We start from the raw sequence: 12,184 nt of genomic DNA, 5'->3' as shown, positions 1-12,184 counted from the left end.
GCCCGGATGGTGATGTCACATTGCTGCGCCTGTCGGTTCCGGAATTTGTGATGTGTAGCGGGCCTTCCGGCAGCTTGAAACCGGGCCGGGCTAAAGCGATAGTGGGCGTAACAATACCGTTAAAGTGACAATACCCATGGCCAACAAACCAAGCTTCAACTGGGAAGACCCCCTGCTGCTCGACCAGCAGCTCTCCGAAGACGAACGCATGGTGCGCGACAGCGCCCGGCAGTTTGCTGACAAGAAACTCCGCCCCCGTGTGGTGGAGGCTTTCCGTAACGAACACACCGATCCTGCTATCTTCCGCGAAATGGGCGAGAATGGCCTGCTGGGCGCCACCCTGCCGGAGCAGTATGGCGGCAGTGGCCTCAACTATGTGAGTTATGGCCTGATCGCCCGTGAGATCGAGCGTGTGGATTCCGGCTATCGCTCCATGATGAGTGTGCAGTCCTCACTGGTGATGGTGCCCATCTACGAATTCGGTAACGAAGAAACCCGCCAGAAATACCTGCCCAAACTGGCCTCCGGTGAATGGATTGGTTGCTTCGGCTTGACCGAGCCGGACTATGGTTCAGACCCCGGCGCCATGATTACCTGTGCCCGCAAAGTAGACGGCGGCTACCGCCTGACCGGCAGCAAGATGTGGATCACCAACAGCCCGATTGCGGATGTGTTTGTGGTCTGGGCCAAGGATGATGACGACAAGATTCGGGGCTTTGTGCTGGAGAAGGGCTGGCAGGGCCTGAGCGCCCCGGTCATTCACGGCAAGGTGGGCCTGCGGGCGTCCATTACCGGTGAAATCGTGATGGATAACGTCTTCGTGCCGGAAGAAAACGCCTTCCCCGATGTACGCGGCCTGAAAGGCCCCTTCACCTGCCTGGACTCCGCCCGCTATGGCATTTCCTGGGGTGCCCTGGGTGCGGCAGAAGATTGCTGGCACACCGCTCGCCGCTATGTGCTGGACCGCCAACAATTCGGCCGGCCGCTGGCCGCCAATCAGCTGATCCAGAAAAAGCTGGCCGACATGCAAACGGACATCACCCTGGCCCTGCAGGGCAGCCTGCGCCTGGGCCGGATGAAAGACGAAGGCACGGCGGCGGTGGAGATAACCTCCATCATGAAACGCAACTCCTGCGGCAAGGCACTGGATGTGGCGCGCCTGGCTCGCGACATGCTCGGTGGCAATGGCATCAGTGACGAATTCGGTGTTGCCCGGCACCTGGTGAACCTGGAAGTTGTGAACACCTATGAGGGTACCCACGATGTGCACGCGCTGATTCTGGGCCGGGCCCAGACTGGCATCCAGGCCTTTTTCTGAGCGTGGTAGCACGCCATAAACGGGGCCATTGCCGGGGTAAGGCATGGTCCCGCTATTCCGCTGAAAGGCTGTCTCCTCGGCCAATGTCTGGCGGTTGGCAGCCATCCACTATCAGCCCCATGAGCATCCAGAACAATGACATGAGGCTCCCATGAACCCCGCAAAACTGCTCTCCACCCCGCTTAAGCTGCGAAACGGCTCTGTTATCCCCAACCGATTTGCCAAGTCCGCCATGAGCGAGACCCTGGGCACCATTGATAACCACCCTACCAAAGAGCTGGCAACCCTGTATCGAGCGTGGGCTGAAGGTGGCACCGGGCTGTCGATTACAGGCAACGTGATGATCGACCGCCGGCACATCGGGGAGCCTCAGAACGTGGCTCTCGAGGATGAAAGCGATCTCGAGCTTCTGACCGCCTGGGCCAAGGCCGGGCAGCAGGGTGGCAAGCAGATCTGGATGCAGCTGAACCATCCCGGCAAGCAAAGCCCCAAAATGCTGAACAAAGACCCGGTCTCGCCCAGTGCGATTCCGTTCAAAAAAGAACTCCGCAGCATGTTTGCCACACCCCGCGCCCTGACCGGCCCGGAAATAGAAGACATCATCCAGCGCTTTGCCCGCAGTGCTGCCGTTGCCCAGAAGGCAGGCTTCGATGGCGTGCAGATTCACGGCGCCCACGGCTACCTGGTGAGCCAGTTCCTGTCGCCCCACCACAACCAGCGCACAGACGAGTGGGGCGGCTCTGCCGAGAAACGCCGCCGCTTTGTGCTGGCGGTGTACCGGGCTATCCGGAAAGCTTGCGGTGAAGCGTTCAATATCGGCATCAAACTGAACTCCGCAGACTTCCAGCGCGGCGGTTTTACCGAGGACGAATCGCTGGCGGTGATCAAGGCACTCGTCGCAGAGGGGATTGATCTGGTGGAAATCTCCGGCGGTAACTACGAGAACCCGGCAATGGCAAAAGGCGCGGAAGACGGCGAAGTAAAAGCCAGCACCCTGGCGCGGGAGGCTTACTTCCTGGAATTCGCAGAGAAAGTGCGTGAGCTGACCGACGTACCGCTGATGGTAACCGGTGGCTTCCGCACCGAAACCGGCATGGCCCAGGCCATCGCCTCCGGTGCTACCGACCTGGTGGGCCTCGCCCGGCCATTAGTGGTTGAGCCGGATCTGCCGAATCGGATTATGGCCGGCAATCCGGTCACCAGCGCCGTGAAACCCATTAAAACCGGTATCCGCCTGATCGACGACATGGCCCTGATGGAAGTGAGCTGGTACACACGGCAGATCGGTCGCATTGCCCGTGGCAAGGCACCGAAACAGCATGACCGGGGGATTCTGTCGTTAATGGAAGTGCTGGGGGTGATGACCACCCGGGGTGTGCGAACCCGATTGCGGGCTGGCTAATAGAGTTCCTTAGCAGCAGGTCAGGGCCTTGGCCGCTGGCCTGCTGCTGGTTTGATCAGTTAGCTCAGTTAGCAAAGAACATCCAATCGAAATAGTCGTGCAGATCCTGCATGGCAATGGCTTCAGAAGGCTGGGTAAGCTCGAACAGAACAGACTGGTCTTGGGTTATTTTCATGGTGTCACCTCATGGGGTTGCGACAGTAGAGGCCGGGCAGCGTTGCGGAGGCCGGCTTTGCAATCAGAACTTTGCATCAGTCGTGCCAAAGGTGCGGAAACGGCTAACTTGTTGAGTTTTCAGGGTTGGTGTGAAGCGCAATTCGGGGCGAGTGAGGGCAGTGATGCATGGCGGTGCAAACTGCACCAACCTGGAACGAAAAACCCCGGCCGAAGCCGGGGTAATTCTGAGTTAACTTCTAACAGGAAGGGTTAGAAGTTGTACTGCGCAGCGAACAACAGTCTGTTGGCGTCAGAACTATCGCCACCCACTGTTTCTTGATCCAGATACGCATACTCAATGCCCATCATCACGTTTCGTACGGGGGTCCACATATAGTTGAGCATAACGTTCTGGTTTGTCTCTGCAGCTGCAGCTGTAAGGCTTGAGTTGGCCACAGCGTCGTCTAGGTCTAGGGTGGTCATGCCGTAGCCAAGGTTGATGCTACGCCCGCCTCCAAGTGCCAGGCTCACGCCTACAGAGCCACCATAACCTTTAATAGTCTCAATGGAGTTGCCGTCCATGTAGGCACTGCTACCGAAGTAGTTACTACCTGAACGCCAGAGGTAACCACTGGCACCATCAGTGTAATTGATAGCGCCTTGCACGGTAATCATGTCGCTCAGTGCAAATTTGGCGGCGCCAAACACCGCAAAGCCAATAGCGCTGTCATCATTCGTTCCGTCATCAGCCGTCACTTGGCTTACCAAACCGGCTGCAGAGTATGACAGGCCGCCAGCCGAGTCTTCAATCCTTGCGGTTAGCGCTGGCGCTGAGGTTCGAGTGTCACCATCCTCTATTTCTTGAGAGCTCGGATCTTCTATTGAGAATGAAAGATTGCCCGTGGTGTAACGAACTTGCTCTGTGCGGTCTTGGCTGCCGGCAGTGCCCGCCAAGCCATCAAAATCCAGCACTGGTGTGTTGCCGACGAAGCTGGTGAAGTTTGACCAGTTCCGACCAGCCATGAGGCCGTTATATTCACCAAAAGCATTACGCAATCTGAGGCTACCTGCAGCGTCTCCAGCACCGCGGAAGTCGCCTTCAACGGTAATTGCTACACCGGAGGAATGTTTAACTCTGACACCCAGTCTGCTCTGCTGTGCATCTGCACCAAAGTGCCCTTCGATATCTTCATTGGCAGGTGAAAATGAGCCTGCGCGGGTTGAAACTGCTCGGTTGTCGTTGAAATCGTAGCTCATGTTGAGTCGTGCATAGCCGTAGAGGCTGGCTTCGACATCATCACCTACGCTCAGATTCAGGGCGCTTGCCTGGCCTGCCACGCCAAAAGCAGCCACTGCCGCCGTTGCACGGATTGCCATTCTTAACTTATTGCTTTGCATCGTTGTTGTCTCCACACGTTTATTGTTGTTGGACCCAAAAACAAGGTAGTTACGAATCTGTGACATTTCAAACATAATTGGTGGTTATTTAGACGAATGTCTATAGCTCGATGGTGCAACAATGCTGGCATCCGGCCCTGCCGAATGGTCGTAATACCCCAGATGACAAAGAAACCTGCGCTTCTCAGTAACGAAACATTTGCTTTCCTTGATATCGAAACTACCGGCGGCAATCCGCAGCGAGACAGGATTACCGAGATCGGTATCCGGTTCTGGCGGGCCGGTGACGTGGTGGGGGAATGGCAAACCCTGCTGAACCCGGAAACGCGGATCTCCGGCTTTATCGAGCGCCTGACCGGTATCAGCAACGAGCTGGTGGCGGACGCTCCGTTATTCTCAGAGATTGCCGATGAGCTGGAAGAACAGTTGGCCGGCACGATCTTTGTGGCTCACAACGCTCGTTTTGATTACGGCTTCATTAAGTCTGAGTTCCGTAAGCTGGGGCGAGCATTCAGCGCCCGGGTGTTGTGCACGGTCAGGCTCTCCCGGGCACTTTACCCGGAACACAGCCGCCACAATATGGATGCCCTGATCAACCGCCACAACCTGCCGCAGGTGGAGCGTCATCGGGCCATGGGCGATGTTTCCGCCATGCTGGCGTTCTTCGAGCACACTCTGGTTGAGCATGACACCGACACAGTGAACCAGGCCATCCAGCGACTGCTTCAACGCCAGAGTACGCCCTCTAACGTGCCGCCGGAGATCTTCGCGGAGTTGCCGCAGGGGCCGGGTGTTTATCGGTTTTATGGTGACAATGATGCGCTGCTGTACGTGGGCAAAAGCACCAACATTGCCCAGCGGGTGGCCTCACATTTCGCCGGAGATCATCAGTCTCCCCGGGGATTGCGCATGTCCGAAAGCCTGCGCCGGGTGGAGTTTACGGAAACCGCCGGTGAGCTGGGCGCCTTGTTGCTGGAACTGAAACAGATCAAAAGCCTGAACCCGCTCTACAACCGACGCTCCCAACGCAGCCTGGATAGATGCAAAGGCGCCTGCGAGGGCGCAGAAGACAGCACCCGATACAACCTGAGAATGCAGATCGCCTTCCACAACCTGCGCCTGAAAACCTGGCCCTGGCCCGGGCCCGTCGCCCTGGTGGAAGAGAACCGCGACACCGACCGCACCGATATTCTGGTTGTCTACAACTGGGTGCACATCGCCACCCTGCACAGCGAGGAGGAACTGAACGACTTTGAACCGGGGTCTGACCCCGTCACCTTTGATCTCGACTCCTACAAACTGCTGGTCAAAGCCCTGCTGGGCCGTGACAAAAAGCCGTATCGAATCATCGAACTACCACCTTTGACGCAACCGGCTGTTCTTATGCCGTGAGTGGCGTATTATGGGGGCATTCACCCTGTCACTTAGCAATGAGTCACTGAGAGAGATCCATGAACAGAGAACCTGTCTCCCGCGAACTGTTTGATGAAGTAATGGTGCCCAACTACGCCCCCGGTAACATCATCCCGGTACGAGGCGAGGGCTCCCGCGTGTGGGACCAGGAAGGGCGAGAGTTTGTGGACCTGCAGGGCGGCATTGCCGTCACCAGCCTCGGCCATTGCCACCCGGGCCTCGTGGGCGTGTTGCAAGAACAGGCCGAAAAAATCTGGCACCTGTCCAACGTCATGACCAACGAACCCGCGTTGCGCCTGGCCAAAACCCTGTGCGACCAGACCTTCGCAGAACGGGTGTTCTTCGCCAACTCCGGCGCCGAAGCCAACGAAGCCGCCTTCAAACTGGCCCGTCGCTACGCCTGGGAACACTACGGCCCGGAGAAAAACGAAATCATCTCCTTCACCAACTCCTTCCACGGCCGCACCCTGTTCACCGTCAGCGTCGGTGGCCAGCCGAAATACCTGGAAGGCTTCGAACCGGCCCCGGGAGGTATCCACCACGCCGAATTCAACAACCTGGATTCGGTGAAAGCGCTGGTCTTCAAAGAAAAAACCTGCGCCATCGTCGTCGAACCCATCCAGGGCGAAGGCGGCGTCATGCCTGCAGACCCTGAATTCCTCAAAGGCCTTCGCCAGCTCTGCGACGACAACAACGCCCTGCTGGTGTTTGACGAAGTACAAAGCGGCGTCGGCAGAACCGGCCACCTCTACGCCTACGAAATGCACAACGTCGTGCCCGACATCCTCACAAGCGCCAAAGGCCTGGGCGGTGGCTTCCCGGTAGCCGCCATGCTCACCACCGCCGAAGCCGCCAAAAGCCTTGGTGTAGGCACCCACGGCAGCACCTACGGCGGCAATGCCCTGGCCTGCGCCGTGGCGCAGAAAGTGATCGACACCGTCAGCCAGCCGGAAATCCTAAAAGGCGTCAAAGCCCGCTCCGACAAACTGCGCAAAGGCATGATGGACATCGGCGAACGCTACGGCGTGTTTTCCGAAGTACGCGGCGCTGGTCTACTCTTGGGGTGTGTGCTGACCGAGAAGTGGCAGGGCAAAGCCAAAGACTTTCTCAACGCCGGCCTGGATGAGGGCGTGATGGTATTGGTCGCCGGTGCGAACGTGGTTCGTTTGGCGCCTTCGCTGATTATTCCGGAATCGGATATTGATGAAGCGCTGGAGCGGTTTGAGGCGGCAGTAAAGAAACTGACGGCATAACATAGCTGGACGGCATAGCGAATGGCAGGGTGCGGGCCGGGTAGTCCTTCCGGGAATCTTGAAGGCCAAGGATGGCCTGAAAGAAGCGCACAGGGATGTGCTTGTAGCGTTTCCCGGAAGGACTACCCGGTTCGCGCCCGGTCGGCAAACTCAAACGTCGCGATCAGACCCCGGGAGTAATGACCATGTGGCGAGTCAGACCAGCCAAACTGGATGACCTGCAACAGATTCTGGCCCTGACCAACGCCCAGAGCGGCCGGCTGTCGTCCACCCTGCCCAATACCCAAGCCGCCCTGACCAAAAAACTCCAACAGTCCCAGGCCAGCTTCGCCAACAAAACCGACACCAGCACCCCGCGCCGCCTGCTCTTCGTACTGGAAGACACAGACACCGGCCAACTCGTCGGCACCGCCGGCATAGACACCCGGGCAGGCAACGGCCAACCGTTCTACAACTACCGCCGCGATTACCTTATCCACGCCTCCCACGAACTCAACGTCTCCCGGCGTGTCGAAGTGCTGTACCCCAGCCATGCCCTCACCGACCTTACCCTGCTGTGCGCCTTCACCCTCAAACCGGAACTGCGAAACACCCCGGCCTTTGAGCTGCTTTCCCGCGCCCGCATGATGTTCATCGCCAGCCACCGGGAATGGTTCACCAATCGCACCGTAGTGGAAATCCAGGGCATACAGCATGAGAGCGGCGAAGTGCCCTTCTGGGACAGCCTTGGTCGCCACTTTTTTAACATGGATTTCGAAACCGCCGACCAGCACTCCGGCCAGCTTAGCAAAACCTTCATTGCCGAACTCATGCCCCCGAACCCAATATACGTGACCTTACTCAGCGAAGCCGCGCAAGAGGCATTGGGTGAGCCGCACCCGCTTACCCGGCCCAATTTCGACCTGTTGCAACGGGAAGGTTTCCTGCCCGGTTGCTACGTGGATATCTTCGATGGCGGCCCGGTGCTGGAAGCCCGAACCGACACACTTAAAACCGTTGTGACCAGCCAACCGAAAACGCTTCACGGTAGCGAGGGTCTCGATGGGGAAACCTGCCTGATCTCGGCGGGAGAAGGGCAAGACTTCCGCTGCCTGCTGACTCAGGTGTCTGAGACCCTGGCGGACGACGTAAAGGTACCGGTCAGCACCTGGCATGCATTGGACCGGAGCGCCGGCGACCGGGTAAGGATCTCGCCATTATGATCAATCCAGCTCAGGGGAGGGCGTAACATGCTTTTGATTCGCCCGTTGCAGGAAAACGATCTTGATGATCTTTATGGCATGGCCCAGAACGCCGGCAAAGGGCTGACCACCCTGCCGGCAGACCGGGAACTGCTGCAACGCAAGATCGAGCGTACCCGGGAATCCTTCAACCAGCGCTGTGCCCCGGAGGCCGGGCTGTACCTGTTTGCCCTGGAAGAGACCCAAAGCCGAAAAACGGTTGGCATCAGCGGCATCGAAGCCTGCGTGGGGCTGGAAGAGGTGTTCTACAATTACCGGCTGAGCGTTACGGTGAATGCCTCGCGGGAGCTGGGCGTGCATGTACGCACCCCCACCTTGCACCTGTCCAACGATATGACGGACACCACCGAAATCTGTTCGCTGTTGTTGGCCGGAGGTTATCAGGGAGGAGGCAATGGCTTGTTGTTATCCCGCTGCCGGTTCATGTTCCTCGATGACTTCCGCAAGCACTTCTCGGAAAAAGTCTTTGCCGAGATGCGTGGCGTGTCTGATAAAGACGGTCGCAGCCCGCTTTGGGATGCCCTTGGCAGCAAGTTCTTTGACATGGAATTCAGCCAGGCGGACATGCTCTCTGGCCTTGGCAACAAGTCCTTTATTGCCGAGCTGATGCCCAAGTACCCGATCTACCTGCCGATGCTGCCGGAAGAGGCGCGGGCGGTGATTGGCATGGTGCATGATAATACCCGGCCGGCATTGAAAATGTTGCAGGCAGAAGGTTTCAACTTTAACGGCATGGTGGATATTTTTGATGGCGGGCCGGCGGTGGAGGCGTTCGTGAACAACATCCGCACCGTTCGGGAATCCATCAATCGCCATGCCATGGTGGTCAATAAACCCATGAATCTGGACGTGCCACCGGAACAGCGCGTGATGATTTCAAACCGGTCGTTCCGGGACTTCAGGGTAACCACCCTGCCCATGGACTGCATCGGGCCGGATACCGTGAGTATTCCCCGCGACGTGGCGGAAGCCCTGCTGATCGAGTCCGGAGATCCGGTTCGCCTTGCGCCCTTGAAGGAAAGCGCTTTGTCACCCATTCATACACTAAAGGGCCAGGAAAGTGAGGACGAGAAAATTCTCGACCGGGTGCGCCATTATCGTAACCGGCATGGTCAGGATTAGCGCTGAAGCCGCTGACAAATTCCCTAATTGGAGGTGAGGAACAATGGCAAACCTGTCAGGCAATCTTTTTATAGACGGGCTGTGGATTCAGGGCCACGGGCAGCCATTTGAATCGTTACAGCCGGTCACGGGTGAGACTGTCTGGGACGGCAACGGCGCTAACCTGGAAGATGTAGACGCCGCCGTTCGCGAGGCCCGGGCTGCATTTGCACCCTGGCGGCGGAAGAGTTTTGCCGAGCGCCAGGCGGTGGTGGAGGCGTTTGCCCAGCAGCTGGAGGCCAACAAAGAGGCCCTGGCCCACCAGATTGGCCTGGAGACCGGCAAGCCGCTGTGGGAATCCCGCACCGAGGTGGCGGCCATGATCGGCAAGGTGCCCATTTCCATCAGGGCGTACAACGAACGTACCGGGCACTCAGAGTCGGATGTGGCCGGAGGACATGCGGTGCTGCGGCATCGGCCCCATGGCGTGGTGGCGGTGTTCGGCCCTTACAACTTTCCTGGCCATTTGCCGAACGGCCATATTGTGCCGGCCCTGCTGGCGGGCAACACCGTGGTGTTCAAACCCAGTGAGCTGACACCGGGCGTTGCCGAAATGACCGTGCGTTTCTGGGAAAAGGCGGGCCTGCCGGATGGTGTGATCAACCTGGTCCAGGGCGGCGCTGATACCGGCATATGCCTGGCCCGCCACCCGATGATCGACGGTCTGTTCTTCACCGGCAGTTCCAATGTTGGTCATCTGTTGCACGAACAGTTTGGCGGCCAGCCGGAGAAAATCCTGGCGCTGGAAATGGGCGGGAACAATCCGTTGATCGTTCAGAACGTGGCGGATGTAGACGGTGCAGTACATCACACCATCCAGTCTGCGTTTTTGTCGGCCGGCCAGCGCTGCACCTGTGCACGCCGGCTGCTGGTTCCCAAAGGCAAGAAAGGGGATGAGTTCCTGGCCCGGCTTGTAGACGTTGCCTCCCGTATTCAGGTGGGCGATTTTGATGCGGAGCCCCAGCCGTTCATGGGCTCGGTCATCTCTGCACAGGCGGCTGAGATGCTGCTGCAGGCCCAGGCCGATATGCTGGAGAAAGGCGCCCGTTCCCTGTTGGAGATGAAACAGCTCAAGCCGGGCACAGGCTTGTTGTCACCGGGCATTGTCGATGCCACGGAGGTGGAGCTGAAAGATCAGGAATTCTTTGGCCCGCTATTGACCGTTTACCGCTACAAGAGTTTTGACGATGCCCTGGAACTGGCCAACAACACCCGTTTCGGGCTGTCGGCGGGCATTTTGAGTGACGACCGCAAGCTGTATAACCGGCTGGTGGAAGAAGTGCGCGCCGGCATTGTGAACTGGAACAGGCCTCTTACCGGTGCCAGCAGTGCGGCACCGTTTGGTGGTGTGGGAGCCAGCGGCAACCATCGCGCCAGTGCCTATTACGCGGCGGACTACTGCGCCTGGCCCATGGCCTCGCTGGAGGCTGGCAAGAGTGAAATGCCAGATACCCTGGCGCCCGGCCTGACATTTGACTGACAGGAAGCCTGCTATGGTGAAACACGCGGTTGAAGCGAATTTTGACGGGCTGGTGGGCCCCACCCATAACTACGCAGGGTTGTCCTGGGGGAATGTGGCGTCGAAATCCAACGTGAACTCGGTGGCCAATCCCAGAGAGGCCGCCTTGCAAGGGTTGGCCAAGATGAAGCAGTTGGCTGACCGGGGCTACGTTCAGGGCGTCTTGCCGCCCCATGAGCGGCCACACCTGCCAACACTGCGCGCCCTCGGGTTTACCGGTAATGACCGGCAGGTGCTGGAGCAGGCCGCGAGTACAGACCCCTCCATTCTGGCCGCGGTGTCGTCCGCATCTGCCATGTGGACCGCCAATGCGGCGACGGTGTCCCCCAGTGCCGATACCAAAGACCATCGGGTACATTTCACTCCGGCGAATCTCTCCGCCAAGTTTCACCGGTCCATCGAGCACCGGGTGACCGGCCGCGCCCTGAAAGCCATTTTTACGGACGAAAGCTACTTTGCCCACCATCCGGCCTTGCCCTCGGTTAGCCACTTCGGGGATGAGGGCGCGGCCAACCATACCCGGTTGTGCAGCCGTTATGGTGAACCCGGTGTGGAACTGTTTGTGTATGGCCAGATAGCCTTCAACGAGCAGGCCCCGGCGCCGGTCAAATACCCGGCCCGGCAAACCCTGGAAGCCTCCAGGGCCATCGCCCGGCTGCATGGGCTGAGCGACCGCCACGCGGTGTTTGCCCAACAGAACCCTGCCGCCATTGATGCCGGCGTGTTCCACAACGATGTGATTGCGGTGGGCAACGGCAACTGCCTGTTCTACCACGAACTGGCGTTTCTGGAGGAAGACCGGGTGCTGGCGGAATTGAGCGACCGGCTGACCGGGGCTGCGCTTGAGGCCGTTCGGGTGTCTGCCAATGAGGTGCCCATCGAAGATGCCGTGGCCTCGTACCTGTTCAACAGCCAGCTGCTGAATACCCCGGACGGCATGTTGCTGGCGGTACCCGGTGAGTGCCGGGAAGTGCCATCGGTAAGCCGTTACCTGGATCAGCTGGTCAAAGGCGATGGCCCCATCACCAGCGTCGAAGTGTTCGATGTGAAGCAGTCCATGAGAAACGGAGGTGGGCCCGCCTGCCTGCGTTTGCGGGTGGTGTTGAACGATGAGGAGCTACACGCCATCAACCGGGGCGTAATTCTGACCGATGCACTCTACGACCGCCTGGTAGCCTGGGTGAATGCCCATTACCGGAGTGAGCTCGACCAACAGGACCTGGCAGACCCGATGCTGCTGGAGGAAGTCCGCAAGGCCCTGGATGAACTCACCGGTATTCTGGGGCTGGGTTCCATTTACGATTTCCAGTTGTAGCGAGCGGC

9 protein-coding genes are annotated in these 12,184 nt (G+C 58.7%); 8 read left to right on the top strand and 1 reads right to left on the bottom strand.

Features of this window, described 5'->3' with window-relative positions:
- Positions 1-136 precede the first annotated feature (136 nt).
- Together J122_RS00165 and J122_RS00160 are read left to right on the top strand one after the other, a co-directional pair.
- Positions 137-1,318, top strand: coding sequence for an acyl-CoA dehydrogenase (locus tag J122_RS00165; protein WP_061330607.1), 1,182 nt, complete (start codon positions 137-139; stop codon positions 1,316-1,318).
- 151 nt (positions 1,319-1,469) lie between these two features.
- Positions 1,470-2,720: an NADH:flavin oxidoreductase/NADH oxidase family protein gene (locus tag J122_RS00160; protein ID WP_061330606.1), complete on the top strand. Its 1,251-nt coding sequence runs from the start codon at positions 1,470-1,472 to the stop codon at positions 2,718-2,720.
- Positions 2,721-3,146: 426 nt separating this feature from the next.
- On the opposite strand, the gene J122_RS00155 is transcribed toward J122_RS00160, so the two are convergent.
- A complete protein-coding gene (locus J122_RS00155) occupies positions 3,147-4,274 on the bottom strand; it encodes a DcaP family trimeric outer membrane transporter (protein WP_061330605.1) in 1,128 nt (375 codons plus the stop codon).
- A 162-nt stretch (positions 4,275-4,436) separates the two neighbouring features.
- On the opposite strand from J122_RS00155, the gene J122_RS00150 reads away from it, so the two are divergent.
- The 6 genes from J122_RS00150 to astB all read left to right on the top strand — a co-directional run bounded on the left by J122_RS00150 (position 4,437) and on the right by astB (position 12,176).
- On the top strand, positions 4,437-5,666 hold the full coding sequence (locus tag J122_RS00150; RefSeq protein ID WP_061330604.1) for a 3'-5' exonuclease family protein: 1,230 nt from the start codon (positions 4,437-4,439) through the stop codon (positions 5,664-5,666).
- Positions 5,667-5,725: 59 nt separating this feature from the next.
- Positions 5,726-6,940, top strand: coding sequence for an aspartate aminotransferase family protein (locus tag J122_RS00145; RefSeq protein WP_061330603.1), 1,215 nt, complete (start codon positions 5,726-5,728; stop codon positions 6,938-6,940).
- A 185-nt stretch (positions 6,941-7,125) separates the two neighbouring features.
- Positions 7,126-8,142 carry an arginine N-succinyltransferase gene (locus J122_RS00140; RefSeq protein WP_061330602.1) on the top strand — a complete coding sequence of 339 codons (1,017 nt, stop codon included), beginning with the start codon at positions 7,126-7,128 and terminating at the stop codon, positions 8,140-8,142.
- Between the two features lie 27 nt (positions 8,143-8,169).
- On the top strand, positions 8,170-9,303 hold the full coding sequence (gene astA, locus J122_RS00135; RefSeq protein WP_082780472.1) for an arginine N-succinyltransferase: 1,134 nt from the start codon (positions 8,170-8,172) through the stop codon (positions 9,301-9,303).
- 43 nt (positions 9,304-9,346) lie between these two features.
- Positions 9,347-10,822, top strand: coding sequence for a succinylglutamate-semialdehyde dehydrogenase (astD, locus tag J122_RS00130; protein WP_061330601.1), 1,476 nt, complete (start codon positions 9,347-9,349; stop codon positions 10,820-10,822).
- Between the two features lie 13 nt (positions 10,823-10,835).
- A complete protein-coding gene (gene astB / locus J122_RS00125) occupies positions 10,836-12,176 on the top strand; it encodes an N-succinylarginine dihydrolase (RefSeq protein WP_061330600.1) in 1,341 nt (446 codons plus the stop codon).
- Positions 12,177-12,184 lie beyond the last annotated feature (8 nt).

The organism is Marinobacter excellens LAMA 842, assembly GCF_001574445.1.
GTDB classification, from domain to species: Bacteria; Pseudomonadota; Gammaproteobacteria; order Pseudomonadales; family Oleiphilaceae; genus Marinobacter; species Marinobacter shengliensis.
The sequence above is the reverse complement of the archived record's forward strand: the minus strand, read 5'-3'. Positions and strand labels throughout refer to the sequence as shown.